At 64.0% G+C, this 19,630-nt stretch carries 19 protein-coding genes; 11 read left to right on the plus strand and 8 right to left on the minus strand.

What is annotated here, in order from left to right; genetic code table 11:
* Positions 1 to 38: 38 nt before the first annotated feature.
* The 3 genes from NKJ75_RS12170 to NKJ75_RS12180 all read right to left on the minus strand — a co-directional run bounded on the left by NKJ75_RS12170 (position 39) and on the right by NKJ75_RS12180 (position 3,519).
* Complete coding sequence (locus NKJ75_RS12170; RefSeq protein WP_023712444.1) at positions 39 to 1,883, minus strand: aminopeptidase P family protein; 1,845 nt, start codon at positions 1,881 to 1,883, stop codon at positions 39 to 41.
* Positions 1,884 to 1,988: 105 nt separating this feature from the next.
* Positions 1,989 to 2,861, minus strand: a complete 873-nt coding sequence (locus NKJ75_RS12175) for a 50S ribosomal protein L11 methyltransferase (RefSeq protein ID WP_352499725.1) — start codon at positions 2,859 to 2,861, stop codon at positions 1,989 to 1,991.
* Positions 2,862 to 2,943: 82 nt separating this feature from the next.
* Complete coding sequence (locus tag NKJ75_RS12180; protein WP_027050614.1) at positions 2,944 to 3,519, minus strand: SCO family protein; 576 nt, start codon at positions 3,517 to 3,519, stop codon at positions 2,944 to 2,946.
* Positions 3,520 to 3,700: 181 nt separating this feature from the next.
* Here NKJ75_RS12180 and NKJ75_RS12185 point away from each other — a divergent pair, with 181 nt between their 5' ends.
* From NKJ75_RS12185 to NKJ75_RS12195, 3 genes are all read left to right on the plus strand, one after another.
* Complete coding sequence (locus NKJ75_RS12185; protein ID WP_023753104.1) at positions 3,701 to 4,219, plus strand: CreA family protein; 519 nt, start codon at positions 3,701 to 3,703, stop codon at positions 4,217 to 4,219.
* A gap of 106 nt (positions 4,220 to 4,325) precedes the next feature.
* The gene (locus NKJ75_RS12190; protein ID WP_023697007.1) at positions 4,326 to 4,967 is read left to right on the plus strand and encodes a DapH/DapD/GlmU-related protein; all 642 of its coding nucleotides are present in this window, start codon (positions 4,326 to 4,328) and stop codon (positions 4,965 to 4,967) included.
* A gap of 382 nt (positions 4,968 to 5,349) precedes the next feature.
* The gene (locus tag NKJ75_RS12195) at positions 5,350 to 5,781 is read left to right on the plus strand and encodes a low affinity iron permease family protein (RefSeq protein WP_023750938.1); all 432 of its coding nucleotides are present in this window, start codon (positions 5,350 to 5,352) and stop codon (positions 5,779 to 5,781) included.
* 26 nt (positions 5,782 to 5,807) lie between these two features.
* On the opposite strand, the gene NKJ75_RS12200 is transcribed toward NKJ75_RS12195, so the two are convergent.
* Positions 5,808 to 6,674 carry an SDR family NAD(P)-dependent oxidoreductase gene (locus NKJ75_RS12200; RefSeq protein ID WP_352499726.1) on the minus strand — a complete coding sequence of 289 codons (867 nt, stop codon included), beginning with the start codon at positions 6,672 to 6,674 and terminating at the stop codon, positions 5,808 to 5,810.
* A gap of 132 nt (positions 6,675 to 6,806) precedes the next feature.
* On the opposite strand from NKJ75_RS12200, the gene NKJ75_RS12205 reads away from it, so the two are divergent.
* Positions 6,807 to 7,088: a hypothetical protein gene (locus NKJ75_RS12205; RefSeq protein ID WP_023668298.1), complete on the plus strand. Its 282-nt coding sequence runs from the start codon at positions 6,807 to 6,809 to the stop codon at positions 7,086 to 7,088.
* 12 nt (positions 7,089 to 7,100) lie between these two features.
* Here NKJ75_RS12205 and NKJ75_RS12210 read toward each other — a convergent pair whose 3' ends face one another.
* Positions 7,101 to 7,676, minus strand: a complete 576-nt coding sequence (locus NKJ75_RS12210; protein ID WP_023668299.1) for a TMEM175 family protein — start codon at positions 7,674 to 7,676, stop codon at positions 7,101 to 7,103.
* Positions 7,677 to 7,829: 153 nt separating this feature from the next.
* Between NKJ75_RS12210 and NKJ75_RS12215 the strand changes: the two genes are divergently transcribed.
* Positions 7,830 to 9,038, plus strand: coding sequence for an MFS transporter (locus NKJ75_RS12215; RefSeq protein WP_352499727.1), 1,209 nt, complete (start codon positions 7,830 to 7,832; stop codon positions 9,036 to 9,038).
* Positions 9,039 to 9,041: 3 nt separating this feature from the next.
* Here NKJ75_RS12215 and NKJ75_RS12220 read toward each other — a convergent pair whose 3' ends face one another.
* A complete protein-coding gene (locus tag NKJ75_RS12220) occupies positions 9,042 to 10,514 on the minus strand; it encodes an MATE family efflux transporter (protein ID WP_023833900.1) in 1,473 nt (490 codons plus the stop codon).
* 198 nt (positions 10,515 to 10,712) lie between these two features.
* Here NKJ75_RS12220 and NKJ75_RS12225 point away from each other — a divergent pair, with 198 nt between their 5' ends.
* Entirely contained in the window at positions 10,713 to 11,501 is a 789-nt protein-coding gene (locus tag NKJ75_RS12225) for a L,D-transpeptidase (RefSeq protein ID WP_352499728.1), read from the plus strand.
* A 78-nt stretch (positions 11,502 to 11,579) separates the two neighbouring features.
* Here NKJ75_RS12225 and NKJ75_RS12230 read toward each other — a convergent pair whose 3' ends face one another.
* Both NKJ75_RS12230 and NKJ75_RS12235 read right to left on the minus strand, forming a co-directional pair.
* Positions 11,580 to 13,055, minus strand: a complete 1,476-nt coding sequence (locus tag NKJ75_RS12230; RefSeq protein ID WP_023833899.1) for an esterase-like activity of phytase family protein — start codon at positions 13,053 to 13,055, stop codon at positions 11,580 to 11,582.
* 161 nt (positions 13,056 to 13,216) lie between these two features.
* Positions 13,217 to 14,242 carry a LacI family DNA-binding transcriptional regulator gene (locus NKJ75_RS12235; protein WP_023705534.1) on the minus strand — a complete coding sequence of 342 codons (1,026 nt, stop codon included), beginning with the start codon at positions 14,240 to 14,242 and terminating at the stop codon, positions 13,217 to 13,219.
* A gap of 193 nt (positions 14,243 to 14,435) precedes the next feature.
* On the opposite strand from NKJ75_RS12235, the gene NKJ75_RS12240 reads away from it, so the two are divergent.
* From NKJ75_RS12240 to NKJ75_RS12260, 5 genes are all read left to right on the plus strand, one after another.
* Positions 14,436 to 15,467, plus strand: a complete 1,032-nt coding sequence (locus tag NKJ75_RS12240; protein WP_023833898.1) for a Gfo/Idh/MocA family protein — start codon at positions 14,436 to 14,438, stop codon at positions 15,465 to 15,467.
* On the plus strand, positions 15,464 to 16,372 hold the full coding sequence (locus NKJ75_RS12245) for a sugar phosphate isomerase/epimerase family protein (protein ID WP_023832879.1): 909 nt from the start codon (positions 15,464 to 15,466) through the stop codon (positions 16,370 to 16,372). The genes NKJ75_RS12240 and NKJ75_RS12245 overlap by 4 nt, the downstream gene beginning before the upstream one ends.
* Positions 16,373 to 16,488: 116 nt before the next feature.
* Positions 16,489 to 17,502, plus strand: coding sequence for a substrate-binding domain-containing protein (locus NKJ75_RS12250; RefSeq protein ID WP_023699592.1), 1,014 nt, complete (start codon positions 16,489 to 16,491; stop codon positions 17,500 to 17,502).
* 85 nt (positions 17,503 to 17,587) lie between these two features.
* Positions 17,588 to 18,385 (plus strand): ATP-binding cassette domain-containing protein, encoded by a 798-nt coding sequence (locus tag NKJ75_RS12255; protein WP_023668308.1) that lies wholly within the window; start codon positions 17,588 to 17,590, stop codon positions 18,383 to 18,385.
* Positions 18,382 to 19,422 (plus strand): ABC transporter permease, encoded by a 1,041-nt coding sequence (locus NKJ75_RS12260; RefSeq protein WP_023833896.1) that lies wholly within the window; start codon positions 18,382 to 18,384, stop codon positions 19,420 to 19,422. Before NKJ75_RS12255 ends, NKJ75_RS12260 begins: the two co-directional genes overlap by 4 nt.
* Positions 19,423 to 19,630 lie beyond the last annotated feature (208 nt).

Consider the following 19,630-nt stretch of genomic DNA (forward strand, 5'->3'; position numbering starts at 1 on the left):
CACCTCCCCGTATAGTGACGGGGAGAAAGAAGCTCATTTCAGATCTTGGCGTCGTGCGGCAGCGGCGCTGTTGCCTTCTCCAGCCAGGCCAGCGTCTCGCCGTCGAGCATCGGGCCGATCTCGGCCAGCACCCAGGCATGGTAAGTATCCAGCCACTGCAACTCCTCGCGCGTCAGCAGGTCGGTGCGGATCAGCCTGATATCGATCGGCGCCAGTGTCAGCGTCTCGAAACCGTGCATGGCGATGTCGCCGCCCTCCACCTGTTCAGCCGGTGTCACCAGGATCAGGTTCTCGATGCGGATGCCGTAGGAGCCTTCCTTGTAATAGCCGGGCTCGTTGGAGAGCATCATGCCGGCCAGCAGCTTTTCGGTGCCGGTGCGGGCGATGCGCTGCGGCCCTTCATGCACGGCCAGATACGAGCCGACACCATGGCCGGTGCCATGGGCAAAGTCGCAGCCATGCTTCCACAGCGCCATGCGCGCCACCGCGTCGATTTCCGAGCCGCGCGTGCCGGCGGGAAAGCGCAGCGTCGAAATGCCGATCATGCCCTTCAACACCAGCGTGAAGCGCTCGCGCATCTCCTCGGTCGGCTGGCCGATCGGCACGGTGCGGGTGATGTCGGTGGTGCCATCCTGATACTGGGCACCGGAATCGAGCAGGAACAGCTCGCCCTTTGCCAGCTTGCGATTGGTGGCGCGCGAGACGCGGTAGTGCATGATGGCGCCGTTCGGCCCGGCGCCGGAAATGGTGTCGAAGGAGACATCGCGCAGCGGCATCTGCGTTTCCTCGCCGGTCTGCCGGCGCGTTTCCTCCAGCTTGGTGACAACGGTTATTTCGTCGAGCGTGCCCGGCTCCTGCCGTTCCAGCCAGCACAGCAGTTTCGCCACCGCCGCGCCGTCCCGGCGGTGCGCGGCGCGGCTGCCGGCGATTTCCGCCTGGTTCTTGGTGGCGCGCGGAATGCGGGCGGGATCGGCCGCTGAAACAAATGCGCCGCCATTGTCCTCGACCAGCATTTTGAGCTTTTCCGCCGCCAGCACCGGATCGAGCCCGATCTTGGCGCCGCCCTTGGCAAGGGCTGCGACCGCCGCCTCGAATTCGCCGGGCTCGTGCAGATCGGCGAGTTGGGTGAGATAGGCGGCGACCGTGCGCGAAAACTTGCGGCTGTCCATGAACAGCTGATGCTTGCCGTCGGCGGCGAGGATCGCAAAGCCGAGCGCCAGCGGCGTGTGCGGCACGTCACCGCCACGGATGTTGAAGGCCCAGGCGATCGAGGAGGGGTCGGTGAGCACGGCGTGCGTCGCGCCGTCCTTGCCGATTGCCGCCGCCAGCCGCGCCAGCTTGTCCTTGGCGAGTTCCCCGGCAAAGCCGATCGGGTGGATCTCGACCGGCGCCACCGGCGGCTCGGGCTGATCCTTCCAGATGATGTCGATCGGGTTATTGTCCAGCGGCACCAGCGTCGCGCCGGATTGCTCGGCCGAAGCCTTCAGCGCCTTGACCTCAGCGATCGTGTGCAGCCAGGGGTCGAAGCCAAGCCTGGCGCCCTTGCCGAGATTGTCCTTGATCCAGGAGGCCGGCGGGTTGTCGACGAGACTCTCGATTGCAAAAATGTCGAGATCGACTTCGTGGCGCACTTGCAAGGTATAGCGGCCATCGACGAACATGAAGGCGCGGTCGCGCAGCACGAGCGCGACGCCGGCCGAACCGCTGAAGCCGGTCAGCCATTTCAGCCGCGCCGAGCGGTCGGCGACATACTCGCCCTGGTGCTCGTCGGCGCGCGGCACCAGGAAACCGTCGAGGCCATTATCCGCCAGCCATCGCCGCAGCAACGTCACGCGCGGCTTGCCGACGCTCGGGTCGCCTGCGGAATCGAAGGTCTGGAACATCGTATGCCTCCTGTATCGGGCGCGACCGTAGCGCATGACCCGGAAAACCGGAATCGATTTTCGCCAATCGCAAACAGCCTCGGATGGTCCAAAGCGCGTTGCGTCTCAGTGCTTCAGGTGGATCGTTACCCAGCCTTCGCGATGCAAGGTCCTGACATGCCGGAAATTCTGGCCGACATAGGCCGAGATCACCGCATTGCATTGGCGCTCGAGGATGCCGGACAACACGATCGAGCCGCCGAGGCTGATGTGCCTGGCCATCTCAGGCGCCAGCCGCATCAGCGGCCGCGCCAATATGTTGGCGACGATGAGGTCGAAAGGCGCGCGCTTGCCGAAGATCGGGTGGTGGAAGCCGGGCGCCGTCGCCGTTTCAACCAGCGCCTTGACGTGGTTGAGGCGGGCGTTGGCGGCGGCGACCCTGACGGCGATCGGATCGATGTCGGTCGCCAGCACCGGAATATGCGCCAGCTTGGCGACCGCGATCGCGAGCACCGCGCTGCCGGTGCCGAGGTCGAGGGCATTCCTGGGACGTTCGCGGCGCACGACCCGTTCCAGCATTTCGAGACAGCCGGCAGTGGTGCCGTGATGGCCGGTGCCGAAGGCAAGGCCGGCCTCGATCTCGATGGCGAGTTCGCCGCTGTGGCGCTTCCGGCGGTCATGCGCGCCATGGACGAAGAAACGTCCGGCGCGCACCGGTTTCAGTCCCTCCAGCGAGCGCGCCACCCAGTCGATATCGGGCAGAACCTCGCGCTCGATCGGCTTCGACAGGGACAGTCCGGCAAGGCTGTCCCTTAGCCGCGCCTCAACCGCGTCGACATTGCCGTCGGTGTAGAGCGAAACCTCGTAGATGTCGCGGTCTTCATCGAGTTCGAGCACGGCGATCGGCAGGCCTTCATCCTCGAAAGCCGGTTCGAGCGCGGCAAAGATGCGGTCGGCCTCGATCTTCCCAGCGATGAAGTGGAGCCTGGTCTGACCCATCAGCTGGTCTCTTGTTTGAGCATGATCTCTGGACAACACTTTTCTGTCCGAGAAAACCGGAATCCACGTTTCGGGATCATGCCTAGCCTGCCGCCAGCCGCTTCAGCTTGGCGATCGCGGTGTCGGCGCTTTCGCCATAGGCTATGGTGCCCGAAAACTCGCCCTTGGCATCGAGCAGCAGCGCGGAGGCGGTGTGGTCCATCGTGTAATCGCCGTCGCCGGTGTCGACCTTCTTCCAGTAGATGTTGAAGGACTTCGCCATGGCGTGCACCTTGTCGGGATCGCCCGATATGCCGACGATCCGGTCGGAGAAATTGCTGACGTAAGTGTTCATCACAGGCGGCGTGTCGCGCTCTGGATCGACGGTAACGAAGTAGGCGTTGAGGTTCTTGCCGTCGTCGCCCAGCGTCTTCAGCCAGCCGGCCATTTCGAACAAAGTGGTCGGGCAGACTTCCGGGCAATGGGTGAAGCCGAAGAAGACGATGCTGGGTTTTCCCCTGAAGGCGGCTTCGGTGATTGGCGCGCCTTTCTGGTCGACCAGCGTGAATGGCGCACCATACGGCTCGCCACCATAGTGGCCGCGATAGAAGTCAAAGGTGAGCCAACCGATGCCCGCCGCCATCAGAACCAGAATGCCGACCAGAATTGAACGCATCATCAGGAAGTGTCCGTCGCAGAAATCGAGCGCCGGATCGGCGCTCCTGTTGGCGAGCAGTCTTAGCCGGTCGCAGGGAGCAAGGCAAAGATGCCGCGTTGCCGCAACGGGGCTGAGCGCTACCTTGCAAACAGCTGGCCCTTATCCCACCTGAGACCGGCAAACCGAACCTGAGGAGGCTCCCTTGCAAAGACGGACTGGGCAGAGACGGATTGGGCAGAAACTGATCGGCGGCGCGCTGGCCGCATGCATTGCCCTTGGCGCCGGTGCCGCAGCGGCAGAGGAGGTCGGCAAGGTCGGCGTCGATTGGGTCGGCAACGACATCATCGTCGAGGCCATCAAGGACCCCAAGATCGACGGCGTGACCTGCCATGTCTCCTATTTCGACCGCAGCGTCATCGACCGGCTGCACAAGGGCAACTGGTTCGAGGATCCGTCTGATTCCTCGATCTCCTGCCGCCAGACCGGGCCGATCACCATCGGCGACATCGACATGAGCGAGGGCGGCGAAGAGGTGTTCAAGCAAGGCATCAGCCTGATCTGGAAGAAGCAGGTGGTGAACCGCATCTACGACAAGAAGAACGAGACGCTGATCTATCTCTCGCATTCGCGCCAGGTGCAGGACGGCTCGGCGAAAATGTCGGTGACGACCGTGCCGCTGTTCGGCCAGAACGTGGTGTGGACCGGCGGCAAGCCGAAATAGCGGATCCTGTGTCAGCGCAATTGCTCTGACGGACGATTGGCCCGCTTGCGGGACCAATCGCGACGCGACAATTGCTTCCGCAATTGCGCGGGGGTAAATCCGCCAGATGGACCGTACCGAAAACCTCGTCCTGAAAGATCCCGAGCCGCGCATCCATCCGACCGCGGAGCTGAAAGCGTGCAAGCTTGGCCGCTATGCCTCGATCGGCGAACGGGTGGTGCTGCGCGAGGTCAATGTCGGCGATTTCTCCTATTTCGAGCGCCACGCCGAGGCGATTTACACGACGATCGGAAAATTCTGCTCGATCGCCGCCAACAGCCGCATCAATGCGCTGGAGCATCCGATCGAGCGGATCACGCAGCACAAGCTCAGCTACCGGCCGAACGAGTATTTCCGCTGGCTGGGCGTCGACGCGGCGTTCCGCGCGCGGCGGCAGGCCAAGGCGGTCAGCATCGGCAACGATGTCTGGATCGGCCATGGCGCCGTCATCATGCCCGGCATCAGCATCGGCAATGGCGCCATCGTCGGCGCCAATGCGGTGGTGACGCGGAATGTACCGGCCTACACAATCGTCGCCGGCGTACCGGCGAAGCCGTTGCGCATGCGCTTTCCCTCCGAGATCGCGGCGCGGATCGAAAGCCTCGCCTGGTGGGACTGGCCGCCGGAGAAACTCGCCAAAGCGGTTCCCGACATGCAGGCCTTGCCGATTGAGGATTTTCTCCATCGCTGGGAGCAAGAGCATTCCTGAGAGCTCGCCGCGCGTGCGCGGTTTCATCGACTGGCTGGCCGAAATCCTGGCGCCAAAATTCTGAACGGCACGTGTCGGGAGGAGTTCCGCTGGTCTGCGGCAACGCAACGAACCCCTTCCGCCATGCGGGGGTGGCCCAGCGGAAGGGGCTTGGAGACAAATCCGCGTGAAGCGGAAGGAACAGGTTTTTTGCCTGCATGGTGACTAATGGCAACAAACCGATAAGGCGGCTTTTCACGGCGCTGCGCCTTTGGCGTGCATACAATTGCATCAGCGATGCCCTCTGCGACAGGGAACCGGAAGCGGCTGCCGGTTGTTTATTGTTGGAGCGATGAATGCGGCCTTGGTCAGCTCGTCGCGCTTAGAACGGTCGAGGATGTGAATGATCGAAAAGCTGTTTACCAGAATCGCCAACACCGTTTCGCACTTGGCGGGCCTGCCGCCGACTTTCATCGCCTGCTGCGCCATCGTTATCGTCTGGGCGGTAAGCGGGCCATTCTTCGGCTTTTCCGATACGTGGCAGCTCGTCATCAACACGGGAACGACGATCATCACCTTCCTGATGGTGTTCCTGATCCAGAACACCCAGAACCGCGACGGCGCCGCGGTTCAGGCCAAGCTCGACGAACTGATCCGCGTCAGCGAGGGCCACAATCATTTCATCGGCATCGAGCACCTGACCGAATCCGAGGTCGAGGAGATCAGAGACAAATGCGAGCGGGCGGCAAAACGCCATGACCACGAGCTCGCCGAACTGGCGGGCAAGAAGGCCGTCGCGCAAAAGCGCACCGCGAAAAAACGCGCGCCCGCCTGAGTCTCGGCTTTGGCTGAGTTCGACGATCAGTTTCCCATAAAGGCCGCGAAAGCGTCCTTATGGTCGGGGTGCCAGCGCGAGAGAGCAGGCCGGTTCTCGATGATGTCGCCGATCGCCCAGGCCATGCGCTTTTCATCGGTCGGCCGCATCACCTCATTGTCGGGGCAGAGGATGTAGAAGTCCCCGCGCGCCAGCGAAGCCAGCATGAAGTCGACCACCTGCTCGCCGGTCCAGGCGCCAGCGGGTTTTTCGACCGCTCCTTCGGTGAGGCCGGTGAAGGTGAAGCCGGGAATGAGAAGATGCGCCGCGACCTTCGCGCCCGGCTCGTTGCGCAATGCGTGCGCCAGGCCTTCGGTGAAAGTCTTCAATGCCGATTTGGAGACGTTGTAGGCGAGATTGCCGGGTGGCGTGGTGATGCCTTGCTTGGAGCCGGTGTTGATGATCAGGCCCGGCTCTCCGGAGGCCAGCATGGCCGGCGCAAAGGCCTCGACGCCATGTACGACGCCCCAGAAATTGATGTCGATCAGCCGCTTCCAGGCGTCGCCGTTCTCCCACGGTTTTCCCGGATTGTTGCCGACGCCGGCATTGTTCATCAGGAGCGATACGGCGCCGAAAGCGGCATGCGTCTTTTCCGCCAGCCGGCCGAGTTCGTCGGCCTTCGACACGTCGGTGGCGACGGCAAGCGCGGCATTCTCGCCGGTGATCGCGGCGACTGCCTGGCGGGCCGCATCGAGGCGCGCGCCGCCAATGTCGGCCAGCACCAGTCTCATGCCCATAGCCGCCAGCCTTTTGGCGGCGGCAAGCCCGATGCCGCTGGCGCCCCCGGTGACGATGGCGACGTTGCCTCGGCTGAGGGCGGGCAAAGCGGATTGGATTTCGGCGTCGGAGGTCATGATCTTTTTCCTAGGGTTCGGGTGGCGCCGAACTTAGCGCGGGACGCGCATCGTGCAAGGCCGTCCCGCGTGTTCGGGTTGACCGCATCAACGGCGGCCGTGCATGCTGCGGCCGAACAGGGAGACTGCCGATTGACCGACTGGGTTGCGATCCTGAAGGAGCAGACCGCCACCGGCGACCAGATGGGCCGCGAGGTGCCGCAGATGCTTGCCAATCCGGACATAAGCGAAGCGCAGGTGAAGACCTTGTTTTCGGCACTCGAAAAACAGGCCGAGTTCGTCGAGAAATTGCGCATGGCGCTGGAAAAATTCGGCCATGATTTTTCGATCATCAAGGCGGCCGAGCGGCTGGAGGAGCGCTATGCCGACCTTGCGGCGTCGGTTGCCGAAAAGCTGAAGGCGATGCGCAAGTAGAGACGTCCTACGCTACTTTTCCAGCACCCGCGAAAAACGCGTGTCCGGCACGAACCAGACGGCGGCCACCAGCACGAAGATCGCAACGCCGATCCATTGGTTGACGAAGGCAAGCGGGACGGCTGCGGCGTAGAGGGCCACCGAGATCTTGCCCTTGCGGTCATTGCCCAGCGCCTTGGCGAAGGCGGTGTCGTTGCCGTGCAAATGGTGCAGCTTGGTGGCGAGAAAGGTGTAGGCGACCGCGCACAGCACCAGGTCGATGCCATAGACCGCGACGGGGACGGGCGCGAAATGGTTCTCGCCCATGAAGGCCGTCGTTGCCGGCATCAGCGACAACCAGAACAGAAGGTTGAGGTTGGCCCACAGCACGCGGCCGTCGACCCTTTGGACGGTGTGGAACATGTTGTGCAGATTGTTCCAGTAGATGCCGACATTGATGAACGACAAGACATAGCTGAAAAAGATCGGCCACAGCGGCAGAAGCGCTGAAAAATCCTGGCCATGCGGCACTTTCAGCTCCAGCACCATGATGGTGATGATGATGGCGACCACCCCATCGGTGAATGCCTCGACTCTACCTTTTCCCATGGATTCTCCCTCTCGATGGAAAGACGTTAAGCGAGGACTTCGGGCAAGACCATCCTGACAAGGTTGTCAGGATGAAGTTCGGCGCGTGGAACGGCCATCCTTACATGGACGTTGGGGCGCAATTGGGCGTTGGGCGATTGGCCGGAGGTTGCCATGACCAGCTATGCCGAGACCACGACGCGCGACAACGGACTCGATGGCCGGCCCGCGATGGCCGCGGTTGCCGCCATGATCGCCGCGCTGTTCGCCGGCAGCACGGTGCTGACGCCGCTTTACGTCATCTACAAGCAGGCCTTCGGTTTCTCGCAGATCACGCTGACGCTGGTCTACGCCGTCTATGTCGTCGGCAATCTCGGCGCATTGCTGATGTTCGGGCGCTTGTCCGACGGCATTGGCCGCCGTCCTGCGGCGCTGGCGTCGATGGCCATAGCGGTGGTCAGCGCGGTGGTGTTCCTGCTGGCCGAGAATGTCGCATGGCTCGATGTCGCCCGCATATTGAGCGGCCTTGGCATCGGCGTCGGCGCGGGAACCGGCACGGCCTGGCTTGCCGAGTTGATCGAGGGTAAGGACAAATCGCGCGCGGCAATCATCGCCACCAGCACCAACTTCGTTGGCCTTGGCCTCGGCGCGCTGGCATCGGGCCTGCTCGCCGAATATGCGCCCTGGCCGTTGAGACTAACGTTTGCGGTCTATCTTGCCTTGCTCGTGGTGGTGACGCTGTTGATCTGGCGCACCAGGGAAACCGTTTCGCGGCCGGGAAGGCTGGCCGATGTTTCGCTGCGGCCGCGGCTGTCGGTGCCCGCTGATATCCGCGCCGCTTTCGTGGCGCCGGCCGTCACCGGCTTCGGCGCCATGGCGCTGGTCGGCTTCTATGCAGCCCTGGCGCCGAGCATCCTGGCGCAGCAGCTGCATGTGGCCAACCATGCCGAGGCCGGCGGGCTGTTCTTTGAACTGTCGATCGTTGCGGCCGCGACCATTCTGGCCACGGTCCGACTGTCCAGCCGCGCCGGCATGCTAGCCGCGCTGGCGCTGATGATCCCGGCCGTAGGGCTGATGGTTGCTGCTCAGTTTTTCGCGTCAATGTCCCTGATGGTTGCCGCCACCGCTGTGTGCGGCGTGGCGGCGGCGCTCGGCTATCGCGGCGGCCTGCAGGTGGTGAACCAGATCGCACCTGCCGAGCGTCGCGCCGAATTGGTGTCGGCGTTCTTCATCTGCTGCTTCTGCGGCAATGCGCTGCCGGTGATCGGCATTGGGCTGCTGTCGAGTTGGGCCACTCCGACGACGGCAAGCCTGGCCTTCGCCGGCATGATCACGCTGTTCTCTGTCGTAGCGCTGGGGTTCGGCGTCAAATACGCGCGCTGAGCCTCACCCGTTTGGCGTCCCGGGCGCCATGTTTGCCCGTCCGCGCGGGATGCCGAGGCCGGTGTCGGGCGGCTCGCCGGCGGCCGGCCGGTCCTCGATCATGTGCATGGTGCGCCAGCGGCCGAAGCGATAATAGGCGGCGGCCAGCACCAGCGAGGTGATCGATCCCGCCGGAAAACTCCACCACAGCGCTTCCTCGCCGATGTAGCTCCTGAAGAAGTAGGCAAAGCCGGTACGCACGACCAGCACGGAAATCACCAGAATGATCAGCGGCGGCATCACGGCACCGGTGGCGCGCACGGTGGCGAACAGCACGATGGTGACGCCGAACAGGATGAACGACCAGGACGCCACCTTGTTGATGTGGGCTGCAATGTCGATTGCGGTGCTGTCGCGGCTAAGGAACAGGCCGAGCACCGGCCTGTCGAAGAGGAACAGCAGCGCCACCAGGGCGCCGGTGAGCACCAGGTTGAAGCCGACGCCGGACGCCGCGATGCGACCGATGCGGTCCCAGCGCCCGGCGCCGACATTCTGGGCCGCCATCGACGAGACTGCGGCTCCGATCGCCAGTGCAGGCATCTGGATATAGGTCCACAGCTGCGCCGCGATGCCGTAGGCGGCGGCGACCTGCGAGCCGTAGGAGTTGACGATGCCCATCACGGTCAGCGCCGCCGCCGAAATGACGATCATCTGCAGGCCCATCGGCACGCCCTTGAAGACGACGATCCTGAGCAGCGCCGGATCCGGCCGCAGCAGAGCGAGGTTCGCGCCGGCGAGCCGCAACGGATGCTTTTTGGCATAAAGCACGACGAGGATGGCGATCACGCTCACCGTCTGGCCGATCAGCGTCGAGGTGGCGGAGCCGGCGATGCCGAGTTCGGGGAAGGGGCCGATGCCGCGAATGAGCAGCGGATTGAGGATGATGTCGAGCACGACCGCGAGCGCCATGAAGAAGAATGGCGTGCGCGAATCACCCGCACCGCGCAGCACCGTCATGACGAAGGACAGAAGGTTCATCATCGGCACGGCGACGAAGATGATACGCAGATAGGAGCGCGCCAGCGGCAGCGCATCGGGCGGGGTGCCCAGTGTGTTGAGGATGGCGTCGACCCAGATCCAGCCGCAGACGGCGAAGATAGCCGAGACGAGGAAGAAGAAGCTGGCGCTGGTGCCGACGATGCGCCGCGCCTCGGGCAGGTCGCGGGCGCCGACCGATTGCGCCACCAGGATGGTGGCGGCCATGCCGATGCCGAATACGGTGCCAAGAATCAGGAACAGAACCAGATTGGCGTTGGAGGTGGCGGTCAGCGCCGATTCACCGAGGAAGCGGCCGACCCAGACAGCGTTGATCGAACCGTTGAGCGACTGCAGCACATTGGAGCCGAGCACCGGCAGAGCGAACAAAAGCAGCGTGCGCGGAATCGGGCCGCTGGTCAGGTCGCCGGTGCGCCGGCGCGGTGGTATTTTTTCGTCCATGGGCTGTTCGGCGAAGGTTCATCTCAAAGTCCGCCCGGCAATGATCGCCGATTTGACGGACAAGGTCGATGCGGCATTGGAACATGCCACCTGGCGGCTTCAAGCTAATCAGTTCTCAAAACATTCGGAATGGGATATGGGTCGTCGCCGCGTGGGGTCGCATATCCTGTTGGATATGATGAATAGGCTGGGGGGATCATGTCCGACAATCCGCTTTTTTCCGAGCGCCTGAACCGGCGCGCGTTTCTTGGAATATCCGCTTTGGGTGCCGCTACCATGGCGCTTTCAGCCTGCACCACGACCGACGTCGTGGTGCCGCCAACGCCCGCTCCGGCGCCCGAACCGGCTCTGGGCGATGCCGCCACCATGTATTCGGCGCGCGTCGATGAGGGCTTTTCATTGCCGGCAATCCCCGTGGCCAAGCTCGATCCGAAGTTCGTGCGCCAGATCGTGGACGATCCGACCGGCGAAAAACCCGGCACGATCGTCGTCGATACATCCGAGCATTTTCTCTATCTGGTGCGCGACGGCGGCAAGGCAATGCGCTATGGCGTCAGCCTCGGCAAGGCCGGGTTTGGCTGGACCGGCAGCGCCGTGATCCAGGCGCGCAAGAAATGGCCGGTGTGGACGCCGCCGCCCGAAATGATCCAGCGCCGGCCGGAACTGGCGAAATATAAGGACGGCATGCCGCCGGGACCGCAGAGCCCGCTCGGCGCGCGTGCGCTCTATCTGTTCCGCGACGGCAAGGACACGATGTACCGGCTGCACGGCACGCCGGAATGGGATTCCATCGGCAAGAACGCGTCGTCGGGCTGCGTGCGCTTCATGAACCAGGACATTATCGACCTCTACAGCCGGGTCAACGGCGTAGCCCAGGTCTATGTGCGCCCGAACCTGTCGGCCGCAGGCAAGATCATGGCCGTGTCGAGCCGGACCGCCGAGCCGATCGATGCCGGCGTGCCAAGGGATGCGGAGATTTTGAAATAGGTGCCTTCACGGCATCGCTGATCGCCGACAAACGTTTAGAGGCGGACGCGCCGGGCGCGTCCGCCTTTCCGTAAACGGCTACTTCTTGGCGAGGCCCGGAAGCGTGACCTGATAGACCAGGAACATGGTGTCGACATCGGCGCCGTCGTCGGCCTTGTAGGGCGCGCCGACCTGAAAACCGTCTTGGGTGAGAAAGTCGTTATCGTTGCCGACGAACAGGAAATAGTCGTCGGGCAGCGCCGGATCGAGCAGGCTGACCACAGACATTGCTTCCCACTTCTCCGAGAGATTGTTCTTGTCGTTCGGCTTGCCGTCATGCAGGCCGAAACGGCCGAGTTCCTTGTTGTCGTTGATGTCAATGAACGGCGTCAGCTTGGCCGGGGTCACCGAGGGGTCGAGCACGCCCTTGGGCGCCAGCGGCTTGTCGGCGGCATCGAAGGCGCCGCCGGCAATGTCGGTGGCGCCAGAGACGTCGACGACGAAAATCTGGCGCAGCAGCGAAGTATCGCCCTTCACCCCCTGGCCGTTTCCGCTGTCGCGCGCCAGCATCAGGAAGGTCTTGTCAGACAGCGCCACGATTTCGCTCTGCGCGGCGACCTTGGTCTTGTCCTTGGCGTCCTTGAACACCGGCAGCGGCACGGCATATTCATGCACCAGCTTGAGATGGGCCGGGTCGGAGGCGTCGTAGACCAGCGCGCGGGTGTTCTGGCGCGTCGCGGGCGAATCGCCGCCATCCTGGCGGGGCGCCGACTGCAGCACAGTGATCAGCGACTTGCCGTCCGGCGTCAGCGCCATGCCTTCGAGGCCTTGATTGTTCTGGCGGCCGGTTTCGGGATCCTTCGGATCGGGTTCGGCTGCACCGGGGCCCGGATTGTCGGAGGCGAAGTTCGGCGCGCCCTTGCGCATCGGCACCAAAGCGGCGGGCGGCTGCGTTGCCGACAACAGATGGCCGTCGGCCGAGAAGCGGTAGATGTTGGGGCCGTATTCGTCAGAGATGAACATGGTGCCGTCGGGCAGCCGCGCGATCGCCTCATTGTCGAGCGCCAGCTTGCCATTGGCCTCGGGCAGGATCGGCAGGTCGCCATTGGCCGCGCGCACGCCGTTGAGCGGATCGAGGCCGGTGGCGTCAGCGCCCTTGTCGTCGGTGAGGAGCAGGGAATCGGCAAGCGTCGCCTTGACGCCTGTCTGTTCCTGGCCGGAGGTGGGCGTGGCGCCTAGTGCTACCGGCGTGAACTCGATGCGAATAGTGTTGAGGCGCGGCCGGTAGTCGGTGGTGCCGACGACATTGTAGCCGCGGTCGGGCAGCAACCAGAGCGAGCCCTTGTAGCCGTCCGCGCCACGGGTCCAGCTTGCGGCGTCGATGGACATGCCGGAGCCGGAGCCGAAGGTCTCGCCGAACTTGTCCTTCTGATCGGCCGGAATGCGGCCGACGCCGACCAGGCCCTTGTTGACGAAGCCGCCAACGGTGGCGGTGCTGCCGGCAAGGGCAGGGGTCAGGGCGGTAAACAGCGCCAGCACGGCGCCGAGCGACACGGTTCGGTGCAGATTTTTCATGGAGATCCTCTTTGTGACAAGCCTTGAGCGGCGCAAAGGGGCCACCGCATCGCATCGACGATGTCGCCCTCTCGCAAAGCGGTCTAGGACGCGAACATGATACTTGCGTGACAGAGCGGGCCTCTTCCTTCTCCCTTGTGGGAGAAGGGAGAGACGCACTATCAATCGCTGTCGCGGGCGATCAGCTCCAGCGGCCAGACTTCGCGGATGATGCGCGGACCTTCCGGGCCGGCAAAGGCGGGAAGCGAGGCCAGCAGCATTTCGGCCAGTCGCCGGCCCATCGGCTCCAGCGACGGACGGAAGGCGGTCAGCGCCGGTGAAAAATAGCGGCAGAGCGGCGTGTCGACGATGACGATCACCGCGATGTCGTGGCCGGGCCTGATGCCCATCTCGGCCAGTGCCTTGCAGCCGCCGAGCGCCATTGCGTCATTGTTGAAGATGATGGCTGTGGGCCGGTCCTTGGAGAGCATCACGCGCGGCGTCACCTGGTAGCCTCCGGCCTCGTTGATGAAGCCGTCGGCGATCAGGCCGGGGTCGACTTCGATACCATGCCGCTTCAGCGCCTTGCGGTAGCCGTCGAGGAACAGGTAGCCGAAGTTCAGATCAAGCGAAGGGCGGATGGCGGCAATGCGGCGGTGGCCGCGCGCGACCAGCCGGTCGACGGCTTCATCACCCGCCCTCTCGAAATCTATATCGAGCGAAGGATAGGTGTCGTCGCCGGATTGACTTCGGCCAAGCGTGGCGAAGGGAAAGCCGGCCTTGCTGAGATAGTCGATTCGATCGTCTTCCCGCCGTGTATTGGCCAACACGACCGCGTCGGCCCGGCGCGTCTCAACCACGCGGCGCAGCCTCTCCTGCTGATATTGGCCGGGCTCGCCCATGACGACCATCAGATCCAGGTCATCCTCGGCAAGTCGGCCCTGCAGACCGATCAGGAACGGGATGAAGAACGGTTCGCCATATTGCTGGTCGCCCGGATGCGGCTGCAGCATGAAGGCGATCGAATGGGTGGTGCCTTGCCGCAGACTGCGGCCGGACTGGTTGGGCGAATAGTTCAATTGCTTGGCGGCGGCGAGCACGCGCTGGCGGGTGTCGGCATTGACGTCGGCGCGGCCGTTCAGCGCCCGCGACACGGTGCCGATCGAAATGTTCAGGTGACGCGCAAGGTCATGGATGCTGGACGCCAAGGACAGTTCTCCCCCTGTCTTGGCTAGCACCGGCTGCCGCCCAGGCCAAGGCTTCGGGATGATTTTCGCTGGCAGCCGATTGACATTCTACGCCATCGGGTGTGTTCTCGTAAACGTTTACGGAGAAACGTTTACGGTGATGCCGGAAATGCCGTGACATTCGGTCTGGAGGACCGGACGGGAGGAATGCTGGATGATGAATGCCGTCCTCGTCGGCTGTGGTGCGATGAGCAAGGCCTGGCTCGATGCCGCGAGGCAGATCGACGGGCTGGCCATTGTCGGCTTGGTCGATCTCGACGCCGAACGGGCGAAGGCGAGGGCGCGCGAATACGGGCTTGACGGCGCCGTCATCGGCACCAGCTTGGATGCGGTGCTCGACCAGACCAGGCCGGACGCGGTGTTCGATGTCGTGGTTCCCGCCGCCCGGCGCGACGTCGCCTTTGCCGCCTTTGCCCATAATTGCCATCTGCTGACGGAAAAGCCGCTGGCCGATACTCCGGAAAATGCCCGCGCCATCGTCGATGCGGCACGTAACGCGGGGCGTATCCATGCGGTCGTGCAGAACCGCCGCTACGTCGCCAATGTCCGGCGCATCAGGCGCTTTCTCGACTCCGGCGCCATCGGCAAGCCAACCAGCATCCATGCCGATTTCTTCGTCGCGCCGCATTTCGGCGGCTTCCGCGAGGAGATGGCGCATGTGCTCTTGCTCGACATGGCGATCCATACTTTCGACGCCGCCCGCTACATGGTCGGCGGCGATCCCGCCGGCGTCTTTTGCCAGGAATGGGAGCCGGCGAATTCCTGGTACCGGCAGGGATCGTCGGCCAGCGCTATCTTCGATCTCGGCGGCGGCAAGGTGTTCACCTATGCAGGCTCTTGGTGCGCGGCGGGCTTCCGCACCAGCTGGGAGAGCACGTGGCGCATCGTCGCCGAGCACGGCAGCCTGGTCTGGGACGGCGAGGACGGACTGAAGGCCGAGGTTGTGTTGTCGGTCCGCGACGGCCTGTTCGACCTGACCCAGCCCATCACAGTACCGCCGCTCGATTCCGCCGACCGCGTCGGCGGTCATCTCGGCATCATCAAGGATTTCATCCACGCCATCGAGACCGGCAGCGAGCCGGAAACGCGTGGCAGCGACAACATCAAAAGCCTGGCCATGGTTTTTGGCGCCATCGAAAGCGCCGAGACCGGACGGCGCGTCGCAATCACACAGGAAGCATCATGATGCCAAACCCGCTTCTCGACATCCGGATCGGCACCATGGTGCGGGCCAATCTCGAAGACCCGGCCGCCTACATCAAAGAGATTCTGCCGCTCGGCTTCGAGAGCATCCAGCCCTTCTTCTGGCAGACGCTGGGCGGCAAGGATTTGGCGCGGCTCGCCGGTGAGATTGGCGAGGCGATCGGCGATGCCGATGTCGCCGTGTCGTCGATCGGCGTGTTCGGCAATCCGCTGGAGGATGGCGAGGTCGATCGCGGCGTGCTCGCGGCCTGGGAAACCGTCATCGACAATGCGCATCTGTTCGGCGCTTCGATCGTCAGCGGCTTCACCGGACGTCTGCGTGGCAAGAAGCTGACAGACAGCCTGCCGCGCTTCCGTGAGGTTTGGGGTCCGCTGGCCAGGCGCGCCGCAGACAAGGGCGTGCGCATTGCCTTCGAAAATTGCGCCATGGATGGCAACTGGGCGGCCGGCGACTGGAACATCGCCCACAATCCCGATGCCTGGGAGTTGATGTTCAACGAATTGCCCGACGACAATCTCGGCCTCGAATGGGAGCCCTGCCACCAGCTTGTCTACCTCATCGACCCGATGCCGCAGATCCGCAAATGGGCGCCGCGCATTTTCCATGTCCACGGCAAGGACGCGACGGTGCGCTGGGATGTGATCCGCGAGCACGGCGTGTTCGGCAAGCTGCCCTTCGTGCAGATGCGCACGCCCGGGTTTGGCGACAGCGACTGGACGCGGGTGATCAGCGAATTGCGGCTGGCCGGTTACAAGGGCGCCATCGACATCGAGGGCTGGCACGACCCGGTCTATCGCGGCGACCTCGAAATCACAGGCCAGGTGCGCGGGCTGGAATACCTCAAGCAATGCCGGGGAGGAGCGACCTACCTGCCGAACCCGGCGTGACCGAGGGCCGGTGGGAGGAGCCGGCCTGACAGATTGCCAAGCACTGCCGACAAGCACTGCCGACAGGCGAACGACGAAACCCCTCGGCTCACCGAGGACAAAAGGGAGGAACGTGCATGAGCATCGCAATGAGAACGACACTTCTGCGCTCGACCGTCGTGGCCGCCGCCACGGCGCTGTGCGCTGCCATCTCCACTCTGCCGGCGCAGGCGCTCGACGCCCAGTGGTGCAAGGATGTCCACATCCGCTTTTTCGTCGGCGGCGCCGAGGGCGACGCTTTCGGCACCATCGTCTACAATGGCGCCAAGCAGGCGGCGTCCGATCTCGGGCCGAAGGTCGACTACATCTTCTCGCAGTGGGACGTCGAGAAGATGGTGCAGCAATTGCGTGAGGCCGTCGCCGTGAAGCCAAACGGCATTGCCATGATGGGCCATCCGGGCGACGCCGCGATCATGCCGCTGGCCGAACAGGCGCATAAGGACGGCATCAAGATGATGTACCAGAACGTGCCGGTGCCGAAGGTGGTGGACGCGTTCGGCGGCGGCTATGTCGGCGCCCAGCAGGAGCAGCAGGGCCGCGCGCTCGGCACTGAGGCGTTCAAGCTCGGGAAGCTCAAGTCCGGCGACAAGGCAATCATGATCGGTCCGTTCGAGAACGAGGCCCGCGGCGCGCGCGAGCGCGGCACGGTGGCAGCACTCAAGGAAGCCGGCGTCGAGGTCATCCAGCTGTCGTCGCCGCCGAGCGGCGAATGGGCGTCCGACCCCAATCTGGCGATACCGGTGATCACCGCGGCCCTGCTCAACAATCCCGACGTCAAGGCGGTCGGCTATCCCGGCGGCCAGATGCTGGGCAACGTCGCCACCTACATGCAGGCGGCAGGACGCAAGCCCGGCGACATCTTCAACTTCGGCTTCGATACCAGCCCGCAGATCGTCGAGGCGTTCAAGGGCGGCTGGGTGCAGCTGACGGCTGATCAGCAGCCGTTTCTGCAAGGCTATCTGCCGATCCTCAGCCTTTGCCAGCAGGTGGTGCTGGGCCTGGCGCCGATGAATGTCGACACCGGGGCGGGCTTCGTCACGCCGCAGAATTACGAGATCGTCGCCGAGCTCGCCAAGCAGGCGCTGCGCTGACTCCCAAACTGCCGGCTGGGCGCAAGCCCGGCCGGCAGGACCGCCGGCACCAGGCCGGGATGATACCACAGGAGCGAGGATCGCCATGGCCGAACGCATCATCGAACTGCGCGACATCAGCAAATCCTATGGCCAGGTCTATGCGCTGGGCGGGGTCAATCTCTCGGTCGACCGCGGCGAGGTGGTTGGCCTGATCGGCGACAATGGCGCCGGCAAATCGACGCTGATCAAGATCCTGTCCGGCGTCGTCAAGCCGACCAGCGGCGAGATCCTGGTGCGCGGCAAGCCGGTGACCGGCTGGAGTGCGGCACGCTCGCGCGACGCCGGCATCGAGACGGTCTTCCAGGATCGGGCGCTGGCCGTGCAGCAGACCATTGTGCGCAACATCTTCATGGGCCGCGAACTCACCGGCTTCATGGGCTTTCTGAAGGTCAATAAAGAGATAGAGGAGGCGAGCCGGCTGATGCGCGAGATCGGCTTCACCTCGAAGGTGTTCACGCCGCACTCGATCGTCGGCCAGCTCTCGGGCGGCGAGCGCCAGGGCGTGGCGATCGCGCGCGCCATCTACAAGCAGGCCGAGCTGATCATCCTTGACGAGCCGACGACGGCGCTGTCGCTGACCGAGACCGCCAAGGTCTTCCATTTCGTGCGCCAGGTGCGGGCGAGCGGCCGTTCGATCCTGTTCATCGGCCACAACATCCACCATGTCTTCGACATCGCCGACCGCTTCGTGGTGATTGACCGCGGCAAGGTGGCGCTGACCGCCGATCGCACCGAGGTCAAGTCGGCCGAAGAGCTGATCAATTTCATGGAAGACGTTGCGCATCCCGGAGGATTGCCGGGGCTGCACGAGGCCGGCGACGCGGAGAGGGCAGCACGATGAGCAAGACCATGGAACCCGATCTGCAGAGCCCGCTCGGCGGCAAGGCGGCCCGGCCTGAGTGGAAGCACCCGTCCGACCATTGGCTGCGCGGTTTCGTCATCGACAACCGCGCAGCGCTCGGCACGCTCGCCGTGTTCATCATCATGATGGCGGCGTTCCTGATCGCCAACCCGACCGTGTTCACCACCTGGTATCTCTACAGATCCGTGCTGACCACGCTGCCGGTTGCCCTGTTCGTGGTGGTGCCGCTGGTCTTCGTCGTCACCTGCGGCGAGATCGACCTGTCGTTTCCCGCAACCATGGGCTTTGCCTCCTGGGTGTTCGCGCTGGTGGTGCAGGCCGGCTACGATCCGTTTCTCGGCATCGCAGCGGCGATTCTCACCGGCACGCTGCTCGGCTTTCTCGTCGGATCCCTGGTCGTTTATGGGGGGCTGTCGTCGCTGATCGCCACCCTCGGCATGAATTTCCTGCTGCGGGGACTGATCCAGATCATCAACGAGGGCAGATCGACGGCATTGACCGGTCTCAGCGACAGCTGGGCGTACACCATCTTCTCCGGTCAGGTGTGGGGTTTTCCGGTACAGGTCTTATGGGCACTCGCCTTCGTCATTTTTTCGGCAATGCTCTACAACCGGCACCGCTTCGGCGCGCAGGTGAGGGTCGTCGGCGACAACCCCGACAGCGCCCGGCAAATGGGCATCGACGTCAAGCGTGTGCGGGTGAAAGTGTTCATCTTCACCGGCATCGGGGCCGCGATCGCCGGCACGTTTTCGGTGATGATCAACTTCACCTGGTGGCCGACCGCGGGCGACGGCTATCTCTTGCCGGTGCTGGCTTCGGTGTTCGTCGGCGGCACGCCGACCTGGGGCGGCATCGGTACGGTTGCCGGTGGAGCGATCGGCGCGGTCACCGTGTCGTTCATCCAGACCGGCGTCGTGGCGGCGGGCCTGAGCGGCTTCTACGTCCAGTTCTTCAACGGGCTGATCATCATCCTGTCGCTGCTGGGGCACAAGTGGAACCAGGCGCGGTACAGGTGAGGGGCGGGCTAAATTGACGGGGACGCTCATGTTGCGGACCGCATGCCCCGACGACTGGGCAGACGCCCGTCGCTTCGTCATTCTAAGGCGGAGCAGGAGCGAAGCTCCGTCGCGTAGACCCTGGAATCCATTCCGCGACCTTGGCGTGCAGCTGCGCAGGATTCCGCACCGTGGCAACGCGTTGAAGACGCGGGATGGATCCTCGGGT

The organism is Mesorhizobium sp. M0058 (assembly GCF_040323095.1).
Classification (GTDB): Bacteria; Pseudomonadota; Alphaproteobacteria; order Rhizobiales; family Rhizobiaceae; genus Mesorhizobium.

Coding starts and splice junctions, on each gene's coding strand:
- NKJ75_RS12170 (WP_023712444.1), bottom strand. CDS start 1,883: ATGTTCCAGACCTTCGATTCCGCAGGCGACCCGAGCGTCGGCAAGCCG.
- NKJ75_RS12175 (WP_352499725.1), bottom strand. CDS start 2,861: ATGGGTCAGACCAGGCTCCACTTCATCGCTGGGAAGATCGAGGCCGAC.
- NKJ75_RS12180 (WP_027050614.1), bottom strand. CDS start 3,519: ATGATGCGTTCAATTCTGGTCGGCATTCTGGTTCTGATGGCGGCGGGC.
- NKJ75_RS12190 (WP_023697007.1), top strand. CDS start 4,326: ATGGACCGTACCGAAAACCTCGTCCTGAAAGATCCCGAGCCGCGCATC.
- NKJ75_RS12195 (WP_023750938.1), top strand. CDS start 5,350: ATGATCGAAAAGCTGTTTACCAGAATCGCCAACACCGTTTCGCACTTG.
- NKJ75_RS12200 (WP_352499726.1), bottom strand. CDS start 6,674: ATGACCTCCGACGCCGAAATCCAATCCGCTTTGCCCGCCCTCAGCCGA.
- NKJ75_RS12210 (WP_023668299.1), bottom strand. CDS start 7,676: ATGGGAAAAGGTAGAGTCGAGGCATTCACCGATGGGGTGGTCGCCATC.
- NKJ75_RS12215 (WP_352499727.1), top strand. CDS start 7,830: ATGACCAGCTATGCCGAGACCACGACGCGCGACAACGGACTCGATGGC.
- NKJ75_RS12220 (WP_023833900.1), bottom strand. CDS start 10,514: ATGGACGAAAAAATACCACCGCGCCGGCGCACCGGCGACCTGACCAGC.
- NKJ75_RS12225 (WP_352499728.1), top strand. CDS start 10,713: ATGTCCGACAATCCGCTTTTTTCCGAGCGCCTGAACCGGCGCGCGTTT.
- NKJ75_RS12230 (WP_023833899.1), bottom strand. CDS start 13,055: ATGAAAAATCTGCACCGAACCGTGTCGCTCGGCGCCGTGCTGGCGCTG.
- NKJ75_RS12240 (WP_023833898.1), top strand. CDS start 14,436: ATGATGAATGCCGTCCTCGTCGGCTGTGGTGCGATGAGCAAGGCCTGG.
- NKJ75_RS12245 (WP_023832879.1), top strand. CDS start 15,464: ATGATGCCAAACCCGCTTCTCGACATCCGGATCGGCACCATGGTGCGG.
- NKJ75_RS12250 (WP_023699592.1), top strand. CDS start 16,489: ATGAGCATCGCAATGAGAACGACACTTCTGCGCTCGACCGTCGTGGCC.
- NKJ75_RS12255 (WP_023668308.1), top strand. CDS start 17,588: ATGGCCGAACGCATCATCGAACTGCGCGACATCAGCAAATCCTATGGC.
- NKJ75_RS12260 (WP_023833896.1), top strand. CDS start 18,382: ATGAGCAAGACCATGGAACCCGATCTGCAGAGCCCGCTCGGCGGCAAG.